22 protein-coding genes are annotated in these 20,211 nt (G+C 44.3%); 4 read left to right on the top strand and 18 right to left on the bottom strand.

From position 1 onward, the window contains the following. The first annotated feature begins 125 nt into the window (after window positions 1–125). Together Xentx_RS01430 and cspE are read left to right on the top strand one after the other, a co-directional pair. A complete protein-coding gene (locus tag Xentx_RS01430; protein WP_074018476.1) occupies window positions 126–611 on the top strand; it encodes a methylated-DNA--[protein]-cysteine S-methyltransferase in 486 nt (161 codons plus the stop codon). A 189-nt stretch (window positions 612–800) separates the two neighbouring features. Continuing rightward, the gene (cspE, locus tag Xentx_RS01425; RefSeq protein ID WP_047769142.1) at window positions 801–1,010 is read left to right on the top strand and encodes a transcription antiterminator/RNA stability regulator CspE; all 210 of its coding nucleotides are present in this window, start codon (window positions 801–803) and stop codon (window positions 1,008–1,010) included. 60 nt (window positions 1,011–1,070) lie between these two features. Here the strand turns inward: cspE and crcB are convergent, their stop codons facing one another. The 3 genes from crcB to lipB all read right to left on the bottom strand — a co-directional run bounded on the left by crcB (window position 1,071) and on the right by lipB (window position 3,207). Continuing rightward, window positions 1,071–1,457, bottom strand: coding sequence for a fluoride efflux transporter CrcB (gene crcB, locus Xentx_RS01420; RefSeq protein WP_074018475.1), 387 nt, complete (start codon window positions 1,455–1,457; stop codon window positions 1,071–1,073). Between the two features lie 15 nt (window positions 1,458–1,472). Continuing rightward, window positions 1,473–2,438, bottom strand: coding sequence for a lipoyl synthase (gene lipA / locus Xentx_RS01415; protein ID WP_074018474.1), 966 nt, complete (start codon window positions 2,436–2,438; stop codon window positions 1,473–1,475). Between the two features lie 121 nt (window positions 2,439–2,559). Next, window positions 2,560–3,207, bottom strand: a complete 648-nt coding sequence (gene lipB, locus Xentx_RS01410; protein ID WP_415843317.1) for a lipoyl(octanoyl) transferase LipB — start codon at window positions 3,205–3,207, stop codon at window positions 2,560–2,562. A gap of 170 nt (window positions 3,208–3,377) precedes the next feature. Here lipB and Xentx_RS01405 point away from each other — a divergent pair, with 170 nt between their 5' ends. Next, a complete protein-coding gene (locus Xentx_RS01405; RefSeq protein ID WP_074018473.1) occupies window positions 3,378–4,838 on the top strand; it encodes a TrkH family potassium uptake protein in 1,461 nt (486 codons plus the stop codon). 326 nt (window positions 4,839–5,164) lie between these two features. Here Xentx_RS01405 and ybeD read toward each other — a convergent pair whose 3' ends face one another. Further along, the gene (gene ybeD / locus Xentx_RS01400) at window positions 5,165–5,428 is read right to left on the bottom strand and encodes a DUF493 family protein YbeD (RefSeq protein WP_074018472.1); all 264 of its coding nucleotides are present in this window, start codon (window positions 5,426–5,428) and stop codon (window positions 5,165–5,167) included. Between the two features lie 108 nt (window positions 5,429–5,536). Next, window positions 5,537–6,745, bottom strand: a complete 1,209-nt coding sequence (gene dacA / locus Xentx_RS01395; protein ID WP_074018471.1) for a D-alanyl-D-alanine carboxypeptidase DacA — start codon at window positions 6,743–6,745, stop codon at window positions 5,537–5,539. Between the two features lie 56 nt (window positions 6,746–6,801). Here dacA and Xentx_RS19325 point away from each other — a divergent pair, with 56 nt between their 5' ends. Further along, window positions 6,802–6,939, top strand: coding sequence for a hypothetical protein (locus Xentx_RS19325; protein WP_208607522.1), 138 nt, complete (start codon window positions 6,802–6,804; stop codon window positions 6,937–6,939). On the opposite strand, the gene rlpA is transcribed toward Xentx_RS19325, so the two are convergent. From rlpA to Xentx_RS01330, 13 genes are all read right to left on the bottom strand, one after another. Next, window positions 6,923–7,882, bottom strand: coding sequence for an endolytic peptidoglycan transglycosylase RlpA (gene rlpA / locus Xentx_RS01390; RefSeq protein ID WP_074018470.1), 960 nt, complete (start codon window positions 7,880–7,882; stop codon window positions 6,923–6,925). The genes Xentx_RS19325 and rlpA overlap by 17 nt on opposite strands. Before the next feature lie 12 nt (window positions 7,883–7,894). Next, window positions 7,895–9,007 (bottom strand): peptidoglycan glycosyltransferase MrdB, encoded by a 1,113-nt coding sequence (mrdB, locus tag Xentx_RS01385; RefSeq protein WP_074018469.1) that lies wholly within the window; start codon window positions 9,005–9,007, stop codon window positions 7,895–7,897. A 16-nt stretch (window positions 9,008–9,023) separates the two neighbouring features. Continuing rightward, window positions 9,024–10,934 carry a peptidoglycan DD-transpeptidase MrdA gene (mrdA, locus tag Xentx_RS01380; RefSeq protein WP_074018468.1) on the bottom strand — a complete coding sequence of 637 codons (1,911 nt, stop codon included), beginning with the start codon at window positions 10,932–10,934 and terminating at the stop codon, window positions 9,024–9,026. 36 nt (window positions 10,935–10,970) lie between these two features. After that, on the bottom strand, window positions 10,971–11,441 hold the full coding sequence (gene rlmH / locus Xentx_RS01375) for a 23S rRNA (pseudouridine(1915)-N(3))-methyltransferase RlmH (RefSeq protein ID WP_074018467.1): 471 nt from the start codon (window positions 11,439–11,441) through the stop codon (window positions 10,971–10,973). Window positions 11,442–11,443: 2 nt separating this feature from the next. Further along, entirely contained in the window at window positions 11,444–11,770 is a 327-nt protein-coding gene (gene rsfS / locus Xentx_RS01370; protein WP_074018466.1) for a ribosome silencing factor, read from the bottom strand. 95 nt (window positions 11,771–11,865) lie between these two features. Further along, window positions 11,866–12,618: a nicotinate-nucleotide adenylyltransferase gene (gene nadD / locus Xentx_RS01365; RefSeq protein ID WP_083600841.1), complete on the bottom strand. Its 753-nt coding sequence runs from the start codon at window positions 12,616–12,618 to the stop codon at window positions 11,866–11,868. Beyond that, window positions 12,611–13,642, bottom strand: coding sequence for a DNA polymerase III subunit delta (gene holA / locus Xentx_RS01360; RefSeq protein WP_074018465.1), 1,032 nt, complete (start codon window positions 13,640–13,642; stop codon window positions 12,611–12,613). The genes nadD and holA overlap by 8 nt, the downstream gene beginning before the upstream one ends. Further along, entirely contained in the window at window positions 13,639–14,199 is a 561-nt protein-coding gene (lptE, locus tag Xentx_RS01355; protein ID WP_074018464.1) for an LPS assembly lipoprotein LptE, read from the bottom strand. The genes holA and lptE overlap by 4 nt, the downstream gene beginning before the upstream one ends. An 18-nt stretch (window positions 14,200–14,217) precedes the next feature. Next, complete coding sequence (gene leuS / locus Xentx_RS01350) at window positions 14,218–16,800, bottom strand: leucine--tRNA ligase (RefSeq protein ID WP_074018463.1); 2,583 nt, start codon at window positions 16,798–16,800, stop codon at window positions 14,218–14,220. A 198-nt stretch (window positions 16,801–16,998) separates the two neighbouring features. Continuing rightward, a complete protein-coding gene (locus Xentx_RS01345) occupies window positions 16,999–17,724 on the bottom strand; it encodes an amino acid ABC transporter ATP-binding protein (protein WP_074018462.1) in 726 nt (241 codons plus the stop codon). After that, window positions 17,724–18,398 (bottom strand): glutamate/aspartate ABC transporter permease GltK, encoded by a 675-nt coding sequence (gene gltK / locus Xentx_RS01340; RefSeq protein ID WP_074018461.1) that lies wholly within the window; start codon window positions 18,396–18,398, stop codon window positions 17,724–17,726. Before gltK ends, Xentx_RS01345 begins: the two co-directional genes overlap by 1 nt. 3 nt (window positions 18,399–18,401) lie before the next feature. Then, a complete protein-coding gene (locus tag Xentx_RS01335; protein WP_074018460.1) occupies window positions 18,402–19,142 on the bottom strand; it encodes an amino acid ABC transporter permease in 741 nt (246 codons plus the stop codon). A 118-nt stretch (window positions 19,143–19,260) separates the two neighbouring features. Further along, the gene (locus Xentx_RS01330) at window positions 19,261–20,148 is read right to left on the bottom strand and encodes an amino acid ABC transporter substrate-binding protein (RefSeq protein WP_139292407.1); all 888 of its coding nucleotides are present in this window, start codon (window positions 20,146–20,148) and stop codon (window positions 19,261–19,263) included. Window positions 20,149–20,211 lie beyond the last annotated feature (63 nt).

Raw genomic sequence — 20,211 nt, 5'->3', positions numbered from 1 at the left:
AGAGGGCGCGATGATTTCTTTATCAAATTGTCAGATGTGTAACCGAATTCATCATTGCAAATTGATGGATGAGAGATTTAGGCTAGTACTGAAATTTTTAATAATAAATTAAATGGAGGTAGTTTATGTATCATCATTACCTGAATACTCCAGAAGGATTTCCCAAGCCTTATGTACATATCACTGCGGACGATGAAGGAGTAACCAGTATCTATTTCGTCAACGAAAAGAAAGAATTAGAATCGAAGAGTGTGATAACCAAGCAGTGCACGAAAGAGTTGCAGGAATATTTTAAAGGGAAACGATTAACGTTTACCGTTCCTTTGAGTATGCAGGGAACTGAATTCCAACAACGTGTTTGGCAGCAACTTTGTAAAATTCCTTATGGCGAAATGTGGAGTTATAAACAATTGGCACTAACGTTGGGATCGGTAAATTATTGTCGTGCAGTCGGTATGGCAAATTCACGCAACCCTATTTCATTAATTGTGCCTTGTCATCGCGTGATTGGACATGATGGTAAATTGGTTGGCTATACCGGTGGGCTGGATATCAAAAGGTGGCTACTTAATCATGAAAAGAATAGAAAGGTGAAAAGTAAACAGAATTAAAATAAAACGCTAATTTATTTGTGAAATCACCATTGGCGTATAAAATCAATCAGTGTAATTAAACAAAAAGTATGTTTTTTTACATTCGGTTATATGTTTCGTGATCTATGTTGCAGACAGTGGACTATATTATTTGCTGTACTGTACGTGACACAGAGTTCGTGTCTTTTTTATTAAAGGTAAGTTTTAATGTCAAAAATTAAAGGTAACGTTAAGTGGTTTAATGAATCCAAAGGATTTGGTTTTATCACTCCAGAAGATGGTAGTAAAGATGTTTTTGTACACTTTTCCGCCATTCAGTCTAGCGGATTCAAGACTCTGGCTGAAGGCCAAAAAGTAGAGTTTGAAATTACTGAGGGTGCGAAAGGTCCATCTGCTGCAAACGTTGTCGCAATCTAATTTCGAATCCCGTATTCTGAAAACCCGTTTTGATAACGGGTTTTTTTATCTCATTAGCTTTTAGACATTTATAAGATCTTTATTTATTACCGCAAAAGCAAATGCTGTCATCAACAATGAACCGGTCACATTCGCCAAAATGCTGAACAGTGCCCAACCTATTTTTCCTGCTTGCAATAGATAAACCACTTCAGCAGAAAAGGTGGAAAAGGTCGTTAGCCCACCGCAAAACCCTGTCGTTAGCATAAGTTTCCAAATCGGATCGAGATGTGTGGCTTTGTTAAAATAGGCCAATCCCAATCCAATGATAAATGCGCCAACACAATTAGCCATCAGCGTACCAACGGCAATCGGGGAAGAAGGAGTGTTCAAGCGGAGGCTGATGACCCAGCGTAATACGCTACCCAGGCCACCACCAATAAATACAGCAAATATAATATATATCATGATGGTGGCAATAGATTATTTGACTTCTATGCCTTTGGCCTGTAAGTCAGCATGGTACGAAGAGCGAACAAACGGACCACAGGCAGCATGGGTAAAGCCCATTTCTAATGCGGCCTCTTTCATTTCATCGAATTCAGCCGGGCTGACATAACGTTGTACTGGCAGGTGATGGCGGCTTGGTTGTAAATATTGCCCCAATGTCAGCATGGTGACACCGTGGCTACGCAAATCACGCATAACTTCTAAAATTTCTTCGTTGGTTTCGCCTAATCCCACCATTAAGCCTGATTTAGTCGGGATATCTGGATGTGCTTCTTTGAATTTTTCCAGCAATTTCAATGACCAGTCATAGTTAGCACCGGGACGAACCTGACGATAAACCCGTGGCACGTTTTCCAAATTGTGGTTGAACACATCAGGGGGAGTTGCAGTCAGAATTTCCAGCGCACGATCCATACGACCTCGGAAATCTGGTACTAAAGTTTCAATTCTAATTGATGGGCTTTTTTCACGAATAGCCGTGATACAGTCAGCAAAATGCTGTGCACCACCATCACGCAAATCGTCACGGTCAACAGATGTAATAACGACATACCGCAGCCCCATATCCTGGATAGTCTGCGCGAGCTTGATAGGTTCATTTGCATCGGGTGCATTTGGGCGACCATGGGCTACGTCACAAAATGGACAGCGACGAGTACAGATGGCGCCAAGGATCATAAAAGTGGCGGTTCCGTGGTTGAAGCACTCAGCAAGGTTAGGGCAGGAGGCTTCTTCACAGACAGAATGCAACCCATTTTTGCGCATTGCTGCTTTGATACCCTGAATGCGGCTGGAATCCGCAGGAAGTTTGATTTTCATCCACTCAGGTTTACGCAAGAGTACTTCACGTTCTGTGGCGATTGTCTTCACAGGGATCAACGCCATCTTGTCTGCGTCGCGGTATTTGACACCACGTTCCATCTGAATTGGTTTACTCATAATCGTGCTGGTTCCAGTTATTATATTCTTCAGATTTCGACTTACTGCCTGATAGTTATGAGAAAAATATCGAGGCAAATAAATCCATTCAAATTTTTTTGAAAAATGTTAAAAAATTATATCATCTTTCGTCGATGAGTTGGAATCCCAAGATCTGACAGAATTTTTCCACCAGAATGGGTTGTACATCTTCAATGGTCACTCCGGTGACGAAGTCACTGAGTTGGATCATTTGCATTCCTGCATAACCACAAGGGTTTATGCGTAAAAATGGTTGTAAGTCCATTGCAATATTCAGTGCCAGACCATGGAAAGAGCATCCTTTTCGGATACGCAATCCAAGGGAACATATTTTGTTACCTGCGACATAAACTCCGGGAGCATCTGGGCGGGCAGAGGATCCCACGCCAAAATGCGCTAACGTTTCGATTACGGTATTTTCGATTGAAGTGACCAATTGGCGTACTCCAATTTTTGACCGTTTCAAATCAATCAAAACATACATGACCTGCTGCCCGGGGCCATGATAAGTGATTTGTCCCCCTCTATCTGACTGGATGATAGGGATATCACCAGGTGCAAGTATATGCTCAGCTTTGCCGGCCTGACCTTGAGTAAATACTTTTTCGTGTTGGACAAGCCAGATTTCATCAGGTGTTTCCGCTGTACGTTGCTCGGTGAACTGGTGCATGGCATCAGAAACCGGTTCGTAGGGCTGAATGCCTAACTGGCGTAAAATAACGGTGTTATGTTGCAATGGAAATTTCATCATTCATTAACAAAAAGTGCCCGCCAGTATAACGCTGTAAGATGATTCCCACCAGTTTGAGAATGCCTTAATACAATAATATTGTTAATTAGACGAATATATTTTTATTTTATATTATCATAGTTATATGTTTTGATGATTTACCTTTTAATCCCCTTTTGAGCTAACAAATGGTCAAAAAAAACCAATTTCTGATTGTTGGGCATCTTTGTAGTTTTCTGGTGCTCCTTTATAGCCTCTCAATGCTGATACCGACTTTTGTGGCTCTGTTTTATAAAGAAAAAAGTGTTTTTGCTTTTTTTGAGACATTTGCCATTGGCTTGGTTACAGGTGGAATAGGCTGGTACTTTACCCGTAAAATCAAGGCGCAGCCCAGTACGCAAGATGGATTTCTTATCATTGTGCTTTTCTGGTTGTTGTTCTCATTGCTAAGTGCCTTGCCTTTTGTGCTCGATAAAAGTTTAAACATCAATCTGGTGGATGCAATGTTTGAAGGGATATCTGGCATTACGACCACCGGAGCCACGGTATTGAATGATGTTTCAGCCTTGCCCAAGTCAGTGCTCTATTATCGCGCTCAGCTCAATTTTATTGGTGGTTTGGGTGTCATCGTCCTTGCCGTTGCCATCTTGCCTTTATTGGGGATTGGTGGTGCCAAATTATATCAATCAGAAATGCCTGGTCCTTTCAAAGAAGAACGGTTGACTCCACGGCTTGCGGACAGTGCCAAGAGTTTATGGGTAGTATATTTGTTGCTGGGTGGGTTTTGTTCGGCCAGTTTCTGGGGCGCGGGAATGTCATGGTTTGATGCTATCTGTCATGGTATCTCAACTGTTTCTTTGGGGGGATTTTCTACCCGCAATGAGAGTCTTGGCTATTACGACAGTGCAGCCATTGAAATGGTGGGAGGCATTTTTTCAGTTCTGTCAGCAGTCAACTTTACGCTTTATTTTGTTGCCCTGACGCGTAGGAGCTTAAAACCGTTGCTAAAAAATGCTGAACTACAATTTTTCTTACTGGTACTGGCGGCGATAGTTGTCATTATCTGGTTAGAATTATACCGTTCAGGCATGTATGGTGTGACAGAAGCATTTGTTCACGGTTTTTTCATGACCAGTTCCATGATGACGGATAATGGTTTGGCGACTTCTGATTACGCTCAATGGCCTCCCCATACAATATTGCTATTGCTGGCAGTGAGTTTTTTTGGTGGCTGTGTGGGCTCAACATGTGGAGGCATTAAAGCCCTCCGTTTTATGATCCTGGCAAAACAGAGTGTGAGTGAGATTAATCAGCTCATTCATCCAAATGCCATCTCAACGATTAAAATTGGCAAAGCTGTGGTTCAGGAAAGAGTACTGCGCTCTGTCTGGGGGTTCTTCTTCCTCTATGTTTTTTTTAGTTGTTTCTTTATCTGGGCATTGAACTTGCTCGGTTATGATTTGATGACTTCATTTGCCACTGCTGCTGCTTGTATTAATAACATGGGGATAGGATATGGCGCGACGGCGCAAGGCTTCGGTGATCTTGATCCTATAGCGAAATGGATGATGTGTGCGGCTATGTTGTTGGGACGGTTGGAAATTTACCCAATACTGATTTTATGTTCAAAAGCGTTTTGGCGTTTTTGAGTGATAATTTCTCCCATTTATCATTTTTAGGGTTCCTGATTTGGAAAATATTGACGGTCGTTTCAGGATATCCCGATTTATTTTAATAGAAATAATTATCATTATTATATTGATTTGAATTATACGCCGGTATCCAATTGGTTGAAGCAGGCTAATCCAGGCGATCCTTTACAGATTGTCGCCCCAAAAGTTGATTCCAATGCTGGCTCAATAAATGGGGCTGATGGCTGTGAATGGAAGCTGTTTTTTTATTGACAATGCGCTGACGTATAAATCAGCGCATTGTGTTTCAGCGAATTATATTTCAGTAAATGGTGATTGCACCATTACAGCACAACGCGAACCAACTCCAGCTCACCTAACTCTTCATATAACGTTTCAACTTGCTCAATATGTGTCGCATTGATGGTAATGGATACGGAATGGTAGTTGCCCTTGCTGCTGGGTTTCACGACTGGAGAGTAATCGCCCGGGGCATGGCGTTGAACCACTTCAATAACATGATCCACCAGCTCAGGTTGAGCCAAACCCATCACTTTGTAGGTGAATGAGCAGGGGAATTCAAGCAGTTCATTTAATTTCGTTTTCATGGGCGCTCCTAAAATATTTGCCACGGCATAATGGTTGATTTGCCGTGGCGTGATAATTTTTTAACGATATCTAATTTAATATAGGCTCAATATCTGGCTTTCAAGAGATCAGCCGAACCAGTGATGAAACATCAGTCGAATATAGTCGATCATGCGACTGAAGAAACCACCTTCTTTGACTTCCTGCATCACAACCAATGGACGTTGTTCAATGGTTTTACCATCAAGCTGGAAGTTGATAGTTCCAACAACTTGATCTTTAGCAAGTGGTGCATGTAATTCGGTATTGTTCAATACATAGCTGGCTTTCAGGTCTTTCAAACGGCCTCGGGGAATAGTCAGATAAACATTTTTGTCAACGCCCAGTTGGATCTTATCAGTATCACCAAACCAGATTGGCTCTGAGGCAAATTCTTTACCGACTTGCAGTGGTGAGACCGTTTCGAAGAAACGGAAGCCCCAGGTCAGTAATTTTTTGCTATCGGTTTCACGTCCTTTGGAGGTTGGGCTACCCATCACCGCAGAAATCAGGCGCATATTGCCTTCGGTAGCAGAAGCAACAAGGTTATATCCTGCACCGTTGGTATGGCCTGTTTTAATGCCATCGACATTCAGGCTCTGATCCCATAGCAAGCCATTACGATTAGGTTGGTGAATGTTGTTGTAAGTAAAGTCTTTTTCTTTGTAGATAGAGTACTCATCCGGAACATCGCGGATTAGTGCCTGGCCAATCAAAGCCATATCATGGGCAGAGCTGTATTGACCATTGGCATCCAAACCATGAACAGTCTGAAAATGGGTATTTTTCAGTCCCAAACTTTGCACATATTGATTCATCAAACTGACGAACGCATCTTGGCTGCCTGCCACATAATCTGCCATAGCAACACATGCATCATTGCCAGATTGCAAGTTGATACCGCGGGAAAGCATAGCGACAGAAACTTGGTCACCAGGTTTTAAGAACATCAAAGATGAGCCTTTAAATACCGGATTACCCGTTGCCCAGGCATCTTTACCTACAGTAACAATATCTTCCGGTTTGATTTTTCCTGATTTGATGGCTTGGCCAATGACGTAGCTGGTCATCATTTTGGTCAGACTTGCGGGATCGCGGCGGATATCTGCATTCTTTTCGGCTAATACCTTTCCTGAGTTGTAATCAATCAGAATATAGGCTTCTGAATCCAGTTCTGGTACACCCGGGATCATGGTCTTGAAATTATCATCCGCGTAGGCAGATGCGGAAACGCTGGCAGCCAGAACAATGCCTAACGTGGCTCTTTTAATAAAACGGGAAGTAACTATGTATTTCATGATTGATTAGATAACATCCGTGAGAGAGGGATTGATAATAAGTGACATAATAACAAATGAAAAAAAAGCTGACATTAAACAAAACTGAGTACAGCAGATTTATCTGCCTGCTGACAGGAAAATATCAGCAGGCGGTGATGCTATTTATCTCGCGTTATCGTGATTGTGGCGCATGGATCAAGGAGCAACAATAAACGAGGATTGATGCATCTGATCTGTCAATTTCTTTTGTAATCCCATTGCTTGCTGGCGGCTATGGAATGGCCCCAACTGGACGCGATAGACATTACCAAATTGGATAATACGCCCTTGAACATTAAAGCGCTGGCTCAATGACTGTTGCCATTCTTTGGCTTTTTGTTCAGCACTAATTGCACCTACTTGCACCATGTAACCGTTTGTTGGTTCAGGCGCAGGTGATGTGGTGGAAGAGGGTGTGACCGGCTGGTTCGTTGTATTTTCAACCGAATTTTGTTCAGCCGGTGGTTGCTTCACTGTATTTTCGTCAGCAGAATCGCTTGTTACAGCAGGAGGTGTTGGTGATTGAGAAATGAGATTAGGTCTTTCAGGTAAAGCAAAGCTCTTTTTAACAATCGTTGATCCTTCTGTTCCAAAACCAGAAAGTGAGCCATCAGGTGAAATGAGGATACCATCCAATTTCACTTTGCTTTGTGGCATCAAATTGAGCCGTTCTGCTGCTGCATGAGATAATTCGATGATTTTTCCAGGTTTATTGTAAGGTCCTCGATCATTGATCCTAACAATCATCATGCGTCCGTTGCTTAAATTGGTGACACGAACATAACTTGGAATAGGCAGTGTTGGGTGTGCTGCCGCTAAAGCATAGGGACTCGCTCTTTCACCAATTGCTGTCAGTTTTCCACTGGTTTCTTCACCGAACCAACTGGCATAGCCTGTCTGGGTAAAGTGAGCAGGATCTTGCACTATGTGATAGGTTTGCCCGTCCCGCTGATAGTCTCGGTTGGCACTTGGATGGTAAGGCTCATATTGAGGCTCAGCGCCCAAAACATCACGAGTTGGAACAGGGGAAAGAGAAGATGTCTGAGTGTTATCTGTTGTGGTACAGCCTGATATCAGTACAGCTACGATGCTAAGTATAAGCCACTGTTGACGCATGAAACTTCTCCCTCATAAGCTTTTGGACAATAATTTACGATGCGTGTGTATCGACATGATAATGCCGAACCCCGCCATTAGGACAATTAATGCTGATCCCCCATAACTAATCAACGGCAGGGGAACACCGACTACCGGCAGGATACCGCTTACCATGCCGATATTGACAAAAACATAGACAAAGAAAATCAGTACCAACCCTCCGACCATGACTCGGCCAAAAGTATTCTGCGCTTTGGTTGCAATAAACAATCCACGCATAATAACCAGCAAGTAGAGTACGAGCAAAACCAGGACGCCAATTAACCCCATCTCTTCCGACAGAACGGCGAAAATAAAGTCGGTATGCCGCTCTGGCAGGAATTCCAACTGCGATTGAGTGCCTTGCAACCAACCTTTTCCAAACATTCCCCCTGAGCCAATAGCAATTTTGGACTGAATGATATGGTAGCCTTTGCCCAATGGATCACTTTCTGGATCTAATAGCATCATAACGCGGGCGCGTTGGTAATCATGCATCAGGAAGAACCACAAAATTGGGATGAAACAGGCAAGCAGTAAAACGGCAATACCAATGAGTTTCCAATTCATTCCTGCTAGAAATAGGATGAATATCCCAGAAGCGGCAATCAGAATAGATGTGCCTAAGTCGGGTTGTGCTGCTACCAGTAGAGTAGGGACAAAGATCAAGAGCAGCGCAATGCCCGTATTTTTCAGCGAAGGTGGACAGAGATCTCGATTCATAAAGCGAGCCACCATCAAAGGTACAGCGATTTTGGCAATTTCTGACGGCTGGAAACGTACAATGCCCAGATCCAACCAGCGCTGCGCTCCCTTACTAATCTGCCCAAAAACATCAACGAAGATGAGTAGAACAACACAGACAATATAGAGATAAGGTGCCCAATTTTCGTACATACGTGGAGGAACCTGAGCCAAGACAAGCATCATTATAAGACCCATGATGACCTGTCCTATCTTTCGCTCCATCATATCAATGTCTTGCCCGCTGGCGCTCCACATAATGAAAAGGCTGTAGACCAGTAATGCCAGAACGCATAGCAGTAGTGGAATATCTATATGTAGTCGGGTCCAGAAAGGAACCTTGTTTGATGAGTCTGTCATGGTGTTACTCAATTAATTAGTTTCTGTTCTGGGTCGCTTGATTTACTCCTGCCTCCGCAGAGGAACTGGCAGGAGAGGTGTTTTTGTTATCCCTGAGTAAAATATGATCCAGAATTTGACGAACAATAGTGCCAACAGGCGGCCCAGAGCCACCATTTTCAAGAATGATGGAAACGGCAACCGTCGGGTTGTCATAGGGCGCAAAGGCAATCATCAGCTTATGGTCACGTAGATGTTCAGCAAGTTTACTCGCATTGTAGGTTTCATAACTGAAAACCTGAGCAGTACCTGATTTAACGGCCGCTTTATATGGTGTACCGGCAAAGGCTCTGCGCGCTGTGCCATTTGGGGCATTGGCAACACCGTACATGCCATCTTTAGCAATTTCCCAATATCCTGAATGAATATCCCCAATAGGTTCGCTGGTTGGCGACTGGTAAGGTTGCATTTCGCCATTTACACGAGTATTCATCAAGAAATGGGGTGTTTTCACTACGCCATCGTTAATCAAGATCATTAAGGCTTTTACCATCTGCATAGGCGTTGCAGTCCAGTATCCTTGACCGATTCCAACTGAAATCGTATCGCCTTGATACCACGGTTTTTTATAGCGTTTGAGTTTCCATTCACGGGTAGGCATATTGCCGGGATTTTCTTCTTTCAGATCGATACCAGTGAATTGACCATAGCCGAATTTTGTCATCCATTCAGACAGTTTATCGATACCCATATCATAGGCGACTTGGTAGAAAAAAGTATCCGCCGATTCAACAATCGATTTATGCACATTCAGCTTGCCATGTCCCCAGCGTTTCCAATCACGGTAACGCTTTTCTGAACCTGGCAGTTGCCACCAACCAGGAGAATTGATTGTTGTATTCTTGGTGATGACATCACTACTGAGGGCTGCAACGGCAATAAAAGGCTTCACTGTTGATGCTGGTGGATAAGCACCTTGTGTGGCACGGTTAATTAAGGGACGATTGGGATCATTGAGCAGAGATTTATAGTCCTGACTCGAAATACCATCGACAAACAGATTCGGATCGTAGCTTGGATTGGACACCATAGCCAAAACCTCCCCTGTACGCGGATCGGTAACAACAACACCAGCGCGGCTGGTCGTCAGTATCTCTTCAATATAGGTTTGTAACTCTAAGTCTATTGACAGGTAAATATCTTTGCCAGCCTGTGGTGGTTGTTCATGTAGCTGGCGGATCACTTTACCGCGGTTGTTGACTTCGACTTCTTCATAACCCGGTTTTCCATGCAGGACAGATTCGTAATAACGTTCAATACCCAGTTTTCCGATATCGTGGGTAGCTGCGTAGTCCGCCAGAATACCTTCTTTTTCTAGTCGTTCTACATCCTTGTCGTTGATTTTAGCGACGTAGCCGATCACATGGGTGAGTGCGGAACCGTAAGGGTAATAGCGGCGTTGGTAGCCTTTGATCTCCAGTCCCGTAAAGCGATATTGATTGACGGAAAATCGAGCAACCTGAACTGGGGTCAATGATGTTTTTAGAGGAATAGAGGTAAAACGGCGTGCGCGTTGACGCTCTTTTTTGAAGGTTTCAATATCTTCATCAGTCAGTCCAACAACGGAGCGCAGCTCATTTAATGTCTTATCAAGGTCAGCGACTTTTTGTGGCACGATTTCTAACTGATAAATAGTTCGGTTAGCCGCCAGCGGTGTACCATTACGGTCATAAATGATGCCCCTGCTCGGGGCTATGGGAACAAGCTTAATACGATTTCCATTCGAGCGGGTCTGGTAATCTTCGTGGCGCGTAATCTGGAGATGATAAAGATTGGCAAATAGGATGCTTGTTAAAATAATAATGCCTATAAACGCCACGAATGCGCGGCGTATGAATAGGGCTGATTCAGCCGAATGATCGCGAAAAGGGGTTCGTTGATTCTTCATCCCATTGCTAGAATTCACGGTGTCAGATTACCCAGTTTATTCCCGATGATAAGGGTGGTTAGTAGTGATGCTCCACGCCCGATAAAGGCTCTCCGCAACCAGAACTCGTACAAGAGGATGCGGCATGGTTAAAGGAGAAAGTGACCAGCTTTGTTCCGCGGCTGCTTTGCAGGCAGGCGCCAATCCTTCAGGGCCTCCAATTAACAGGCTGACATTTCTGCCATCCAGCTTCCAGCGTTCAAGCTGTTGTGCCAATTGTGGGGTATCCCAACGAGAGCCAGGAATATCCAGAGTCACAATACGATTACCTTTACCAACGGCAGCCAGCATCTGTTCACCTTCTTTTTCCAGAATGCGCTTGATGTCAGCATTTTTGCCCCGTTTTCCCGCTGGAATTTCAATAAGCTCAAAAGGCATATCTTTGGGAAAACGATTCAAATAATCCATAAAGCCGGTCTGTATCCAGTCCGGCATTTTTGTTCCTACAGCGACCAGTTGTAACTTCAAACTCAGCTCCAGAGTTTTTCCAGTTCGTACATACGGCGGCTGTCTTCTTGCATTACATGAACCATGATTTCGCCAAGATCGACGACTATCCAGTCTGAAATACCTTGCCCTTCAACGCCTAAAGGCATAATGCCGGCTTGGCGGCAGTCATCCACCAGATTATCTGCCACAGACATCAGATGGCGATTTGATGTTCCGGTGCAGATAACCATGCAGTCAGTAATACTGGATTTTCCACGAACATCTATAGAAACAATATCTTGTGCTTTGGAATCTTCAAGTTTATCAATAACAAATTGTTGTAGTTCTGTGCCTTGCAAAAGGATCACCTTTATTTCATAAAATTGGTTGAGTAACGCAGAATAATAGCATGCCAATCTCTATAAAAGTAAGCGAGTTAGCTGCAAATCACCGCATGGTTTCGTTATTTCTTATATATCCCCTGTGAATCGATATAATTTTGTATCGATGAGGGAAGCAAGTCATCACAGCTTATCCCTTGTAGGTGACGCTGGCGAATATCCGTTGCTGAAATGTTTAACAACGGAGTGGCTGCCAGGTAAATATAACCGTATGGTTTTTGGCTCAGAGGGAGTGGCGAATCAATTTGGTGCTTTTCAAGCCACGATTGCATCCCTGAAGCCGAAAGTTGACTTTGATAACCCGGACGGGAGCAGACCAACAGATGACAAATGTCGAGCAATTCTTCCCACTTATACCAAGTATGAATGGCTTGTAATGAATCCTGACCAATGATGAATGCCAGTGGATGTTGCTCGCCGATCTCCTGACGAAAGGATTTCAGTGTTTCTACTGTGTAAGAGGGAGTTTGTCGCTCTAGTTCACGGGTATCTACGGTAAACAGGGGATTATCCCGCACGGCCAGACGAACCATTTCCAGTCGTTGCTGGGTGGTTGCCTCTGGTTGAGGACGGTGCGGGGGAACATGATTCGGTAATAAGATTACCTGCTTAAGCCCTGCTAATTGAGCCAATGCTTCCACAGGACGCAAATGACCATAATGGATAGGATCGAATGTGCCACCGAATAAAGCCTGAATAACCGGAGAATTCCCATTGGTTGTAGAATCAATGGCATTGATTGGGGTATTGTTTGAGGCAATAGTTGTTGAATCAATATCTTGATCGATATTGATTGGATCAATAGGTTCAAGCATTCAGGAAGCTCTCTGGTAATGGTTTTCCGCATAACAACATGGAAAGCGTTTCCAGGTCAGCCCAAATGGATTGGCTATAATCCTGTTTGACGCGCAGTTCCATCTGGGTCAATAAATGTATGGCAGATTGCAGTTCTCGCTGTGACAGGCGCTGTAGTGCGGTTGACAGCAATGTTCTGCGATTTTGCCAAATCTTGTGTTGATCAAACAACGTTTTCAAAGGAACGGTCGTATATTGGCGCTTAAGTACCAAGAGCAGCATTAACTCCCTCTGTATAGTACGGAGCAAAATAATCGTCTCGGTATCTTCTTGTCGAAGTTGTTTCAGTATATGCCATGCCCGCTTTATTTTTCCTGCCAACAAAGCATCAACCCAATGATAGGGAGAAAAGTGAGCCGCATCGTTGACAGCTTCTTCTACGCGAGGAAGTGTCAATCGATTATCAGGATAGAGCAGGGAAAGGCGTTCTAGGGCCTGGGCCATTGCCAATAGATTTCCTTCATAGCAATAGCAGAGTAATTGATTAGCTTCATTTTCCAGCAATAGCCCCATGTTTTTGGCACGTTGTGCCACCCATTGTGGCAGGCGATTTTGCTCAGGCGTCAAACAACTGACATATACCCCATTTTGCCCAATCGCTTTGAACCACGAGCTATTTTCTTGTGCTTTAGTCAGTTTGTGCCCACGCAATGTCAGCAGAATATCTGAATGCAGTAACCCTGATAACTTGGTCAGCCGCTCTGCCATTGCGGCATTTGGGCCATTTTCTGGCAGTAGCAGGTTGAGAGACTGGCGACTGGCAAACAAGCTAAGTGACTGACACAGGCTGAAGATTTCATCCCAATCGGTATGGTTATCCAATGTAAAGGTGAAATGCTCCATAAAGCCATGTTGTTCAGCCACCTTGCGGATGCTGTCTTGACTTTCCTGTAATAGTAATGGCTCATTGCCCCACAACAGGTAGCTGCCTCGCAGCTCTTCATTGAGCTGCGAAAGAAGTTGTTCAGGATACAGTCGGATCATTGCTTCTGTGTAGCCGCAGCTTTTTGGGTTGCCTCGGCTTTCAGGAGTTCTGCACTATGGACGGTCAGCAATTGGCGCATAAGCTGACGGGCAGCCTGTTCGCGCATTTCCTGCTTAACCAGTTCATCTTCTGCATCTTTTGCCAGTGCTTCCAAAGGGTTATCGAAGAATGAACGATCAACCTTTGCCCGCAATGGATAGATGCTACCATCCGGCATCAGGACTTGCGCATCAACATTCAATACCAACAGGCGTTCAGCCGCTTTACCATCCTGAAAGATAGAAACTGTCTCTTTGTTTTCATTAGAGCCAACCAGTTTCAGGATAGGTACTGAAGCATTACCATTTTCAATAATTTTGACATCATTCAGCCGAAGTTGCTGGCGAACTGCCCGTGCCAGAGGCCCATATGGGTCACCAGAACTTAATTGCAATGTTTGCAGTTCCTTTGGTACCTGTGTTGTGCCCTGAAGATGAAAACCGCAGCCAGCGGTGACTAGCACCGCTAACCCGAGCAACAAGGTGTAAATATGACGTCGTAGATTATTTTCTACCACAAATAGGATCTCCTGTTATCAGCCTACAACCAGATTCAATAACTTACCTGGAACATAGATGACTTTGCGGATACTGACGCCTTCAAGATATTTCTTCACACCGTATTCTTGCATTGCCATCTCTTGGACATACTCTTTTGTTGCATCTGCCGGTACTGTAATGCGACCACGAACCTTACCGTTAATTTGGATAATTACCAGTTTAGTATCGTCTACCATTGCCTGCTCATCAGCTTGTGGCCATGCAGCAATGTCTATGTCATCCTCATTACCAAGCGCTTTCCACATGACGAAGCAAGCGTGTGGTGTAATAGGTGAAAGCATACGTACAATCGCAGTTATTGCTTCTTGCATCAAAGCACGATCTTGCTCTTTTTCCTGTGGCGCGCGAGTCAGTTTATTCATTAGCTCCATAATGGCCGCAATGGCGGTGTTGAACGCTTGACGGCGACCAATATCGCCAGTGACTTTCGCGATAGTTTTGTGTAAATCACGGCGCAGATCTTTTTGCTCTGTAGTCAGGTTGCTGACATCCAGTGGCTGGGTGGCTCCTTTATTGTTGTGTTCATGAACCAGACGCCAAACACGTTTCAGGAAGCGGTTAGCACCTTCCACGCCAGACTCTTGCCATTCCAGAGTCAGTTCTGGTGGTGCAGCGAACATCATGAACAGACGAACAGTGTCGGCACCGTATTTATCGACCATAACTTGTGGATCGATACCGTTGTTCTTGGATTTCGACATCTTGCTCATGCCGGTATAAACCAGTTCATGACCGTCTTTATCTGTTGCTTTTACAATACGACCTTTCTCGTCGCGTTCAACAATGGCATCGACCGGAGATATCCAGACTTTCTCGCCGCTGTTGCCAGTGTAGTAGAAGGCATCAGCCAGAACCATGCCTTGGCACAGCAGGCGCTTGGCAGGCTCATCAGAGTTGACCATGCCAGCATCGCGCATCAATTTGTGGAAGAAGCGGAAGTACATCAGGTGCATGATAGCGTGTTCAATACCACCGATGTATTGATCCACTGGCAACCAATAGTTGGCCGCCGCCGGGTCCAACATACCTTTATCATAATCTGGGCAGGTATAGCGTGCGTAATACCATGAGGATTCCATAAAGGTATCAAAGGTATCGGTTTCAAGCCGTGCTGGCTGGCCATTGATGGTTGTTTTTGCCCATTCAGGATCAGCTTTGATTGGGCTGGTGATCCCATCCATCACGACATCTTCTGGCAAAACTACCGGCAATTGCTCTTCTGGAACAGGAACAACAGTGCCATCTTCCAGTGTTGCCATTGGTATTGGAGCACCCCAATAACGTTGACGAGAAACGCCCCAGTCGCGCAGGCGGTAATTGACCTTACGTTGTCCAACACCCATTACAACCAGTTTGTCTGCGATAGCATTGAAGCCTTCTTCATGGTTCAGGCCACTGAATTCGCCGGAATTGACCAGTGAATTTTTGTCAGTAACAGCCGCTTCCTGAACGTTTGGTACATTGCCATCGTTATCAAGAATAACGGCTTTTATTGGCAGGTTGTACTTAGTGGCAAATTCCCAGTCACGTTGATCGTGTCCTGGAACAGCCATAACCGCACCTGTGCCGTATTCCATCAGGACAAAGTTGGCAACCCAGATAGCGAGTTTTTCGTTGGTCAATGGGTGAATGACAAACATGCCTGTTGGCATACCTTTTTTCTCCATTGTTGCCATATCAGCTTCGGCAACTTTGGTATTGCGGCATTCGTCGATGAATTTCTCTAGTTCAGGATTATTTTCCGCAGCCTGTTTTGCCAGAGGATGACCCGCCGCCACAGCGACATAGGTTGCCCCCATGAAGGTATCCGGACGTGTGGTATAAACGGTGAGTTTTTCCTGATTGTCAGCAACGTTGAACGTGATTTCGACACCTTCAGAACGGCCAATCCAGTTGCGCTGCATGGTTTTGACCTGTTCTGGCCAATCTTCCAGTTTATCCAGATCGTTTAGTAGCTCTTCTGCATAATCGGTGATCTTGATGAACCATTGCGGGATCTCTTTACGCTCAACCTGAGTGTCACAACGCCAGCAGCAGCCATCAATAACCTGTTCATTCGCGAGAACAGTCAGGTCATGCGGGCACCAGTTAACTGCGGAAGTTTTTTTGTATATCAGATCCTTTTCGTACAATTTAGTGAAAAACCACTGTTCCCAGCGATAGTACTCTGGCGTACAGGTGGTGACTTCACGATCCCAATCATAGCCAAAACCCAGTTTTTTTAACTGGTTTTTCATATAGTCAATGTTGGAATAAGTCCACGGTGCAGGGGCAGTACTATTCTTGACCGCAGCTCCTTCTGCTGGTAAGCCAAATGCATCCCATCCAATAGGTTGCAGTACGTTTTTGCCCAGCATGCGCTGGTAACGGGAAATCACATCACCAATGGTATAATTACGGACATGGCCCATATGTAGTCGGCCAGAAGGATAAGGTAGCATGGACAGGCAATAGTATTTTTCTTTGCTGCTGTCTTCTGTCACTTTGAACGTTTGCTTCTCTTGCCAATGAAGCTGGACTTGTTGTTCTATGTCTTCTGGACGATATTGTTCTTGCATGGCACCGATAATCCTATGGTGAGTAATAAAGCTACGCCTTTAGCGCGTTTGGTTTGTTTATGAAATCAAAGATTCCATAGCATAGCTGATAAGGGATAGGAGCAACAACTCTTGTTAAAGGAGGAATGCGGAAAATTACTTATTTTTAGGGAAAATTTAAAATCGGCGGCAGTTTTGCCTTCCGCCGATGAGGAAAAATCAGTGCAGAATTTTCGCCAGAAAATCGCGGGCACGTTCTGATTTCGGGTTGGCAAAGAAATCTTCTTTCTTACTGTCTTCGACAATTTTGCCTTCATCCATAAAAATAACGCGATGTGCCACTTTCTTGGCAAATCCCATCTCATGGGTTACCACCATCATGGTCATGCCTTCGTTCGCCAATTCCACCATGACATCCAGGACTTCATTAATCATTTCAGGATCAAGGGCGGAAGTGGGCTCATCAAACAGCATGGCAATCGGGTCCATGCAGAGTGCTCGGGCAATGGCAACACGTTGTTGCTGACCACCAGAAAGTTGTGCAGGAAATTTATCCGCATGGCTGGCTAATCCAACTCGCTCCAGCAGTTTTAAGCCTTTTTCAGTTGCTTCTTTCTTGTCGCGTTTTAACACTTTAACCTGAGCCAGTGTCAGGTTTTCAATGATCGATAGGTGAGGAAAAAGTTCAAAATGCTGAAATACCATTCCCACCTTGGAGCGTAATTGTGCCAGATTGGTGTTTTTGTCATTGACTTTTGTATCGTTTACTCGAATTTCACCTTGCTGGACAGGTTCAAGGCCATTGACCGTTTTTATTAGTGTGGATTTGCCGGAACCAGAAGGCCCACAGACCACGACTACTTCGCCTTTTTTGACTTCAGTTGAGCAGTCAGTAAGAACCTGAAATTGGCCATACCATTTGGATACATTTTTCAGGGAAATCATCAAACAGTCCTTTTCTTCAAATAGTTAACCAGCATAGAAGCGGAAAAACTAATCACAAAATAAACAAAGCCGGCAAACAGAACCATTTCAATCTGGGTTCCATCGCGCTCACCAATATTCGTTGCTGTACGGAAAAAATCCGCCAGACTCAATACATATACCAGAGAAGTATCCTGGAATAATACAATGCCTTGTGTTAGCAGCAATGGGATCATTGCCCGAAATGCTTGTGGCAGTATAACCAGCCGCATGCTTTGTAGTTGAGTCATACCTAGTGCCAGTGCAGCGGAAGATTGTCCGCGGGAAATGCTCTGAATACCTGCCCGAATTATTTCGGAGTAGTAAGCTGCTTCAAAGAGCGAGAAAGCTACCATTGCAGAAATTAAACGGATATCGGTTTTTGGTGATATACCTAGAATATTTTGTAATAAGTTAGGCACAATTAGATAAAACCACAGTAATACCATCACCAGTGGAACCGAGCGGAAAAGGTTAACATATAGGGCTGCAAACCAGCTCAATGCCTTGATAGATGAGAGGCGCATCATCGCCAGAATGGTTCCCCAGATAATGCCTATGATAACGGCTATCACGGTAATTTTTGCCGTTATCAACAATCCATCCAGAAGAAAGGGCAAACTTGGTACAATCGAACTCCAGTCAAACTGATACATTTTTTATCGCCCTCCCATATTGCCGGGTAAACGTACTTTTTTCTCCAGTATGCTCATGGCAAGCATAATCACCAGGTTGATACCCACATAAGCCAATGTGATCGCTGTGAATGATTCATAGGCGTGTGCGGAATAATCCAGTAATTTACCAGCCTGGGCTGCCATATCGACCAAACCGATTGTGGAGGCAATGGCTGAGTTTTTCACCAAATTGAGCATTTCCGAGGTCATTGGGGGAATGATTACTCGATAGGCGTTTGGCAGCAGAACGTAACGGTAGGTTTGTGGCAAGGTTAAGCCCATCGCCAGACCGGCGGCTTTTTGCCCTCTTGGGAGTGACTGGATTGCCGCGCGAACTTGCTCGCATACACGGGCGGCAGTGAATAATCCTAAACAAATGACTGAGGAGATAAAAAATTGAATATTGGGGTCCAGCTCCATTTTGAACCAATCGCTTAGGCTTTTGGGCAAAAACTCAGGAACTACCAAATACCAGGTAAAAAATTGGACAATGAGAGGAACGTTACGAAATAACTCCACATAACAGGTTCCAAGCCCGGAAAGGAATTTATTCGGAACTGTACGGAGAATACCGAACAATGAACCGACAACGAATGCAATGATCCAAGCACAGGCGGAAAGTGCCACCGTTACCTGAAAACCAGAAATAAGCCACCCCAGATAGGTGGTATTACCAAAAGGGGCGGCTTGTAAAAAGATGCCCCAATCCCAATTAGTGGACATAATCGAACTCCCTGATATGGGGTTAGCTGTCATTCATCGAATTTAAATCTGGAAAAAAATGAGGTAGGGAACGACTACCTCATACCCGTCTTGCCAATCACATAGGGACTATAGTTAATTAATTCAATGCGTTATCGTTTGGTGATTTAAACAAAGCTCTCATTTCATCTGACATAGAGAAGTTTAAATTCAGGTTCTTAGGTGGAATGGGTTCTTTAAACCAGCGATCAAACATTTTTTCTGCTTCACCGGAGGTTTGTGTTTTTGCAATAACGTTATCAATCAATTTCTTGAATTGAAGATCATCTTTGCGCAGCATACAGCCGTATGCTTCTTCTGATTGTGGTTTGCCAACAATGATCCATTGATCGGGTTTTTTGGCTTTCGCGCGTTCACCGGCGAGCAAGGCATCGTCCATCATAAAGGCGACGGCACGGCCTGATTCCAGGGTACGGAATGAATCACCATGATCTTTGGCACTGATGATACGCATTTTCATTTGCTTCTCATCATTGAGCTTATTCAACAAGATTTCAGAAGTTGTGCCGGAAGTTACAACGACATTTTTTCCTGCCAAATCATCAAATTCTTTGATGCCTGAATCTTTTTTGGTCAGCAGACGAGTACCGACGGAAAAGATAGTATTGGAGAATGCCGCTTGTTTCTGTCGTTCAACGTTGTTGGTGGTAGAGCCACACTCAAAATCGAAAGTACCGTTTTGTAGCAAGGGAATGCGGTTCTGGGAGGTAATTGGGATCAGCTTAACTTGCAAATTAGGCATATCCAGCGTTTTCTTGACGGCATCAACGATTAGGTTGGAATAATCTTGGGAATAACCAACGACGTTTTGTCGATTATCGTAGTAAGAGAATGGAACAGAAGATTCTCGGTGTCCAACAACGATAATGCCATTATCCTTGATTTTTTTCAGTGTTCCTGTCAATTCCTCAGCATGGGCAGCCCCAACTGCGCTAAGCAACATCATGGTTAACATCAACTTACGCATATACAGCTCCTTTATCTGGCTATTTTTTGTAAAATTGGGTTTTCTTACAGATAATTGTATTTC

The organism is Xenorhabdus thuongxuanensis, from assembly GCF_001908095.1.
GTDB lineage: Bacteria > Pseudomonadota > Gammaproteobacteria > Enterobacterales > Enterobacteriaceae > Xenorhabdus > Xenorhabdus thuongxuanensis.
The sequence above is the reverse complement of the archived record's forward strand: the minus strand, read 5'-3'. Positions and strand labels throughout refer to the sequence as shown.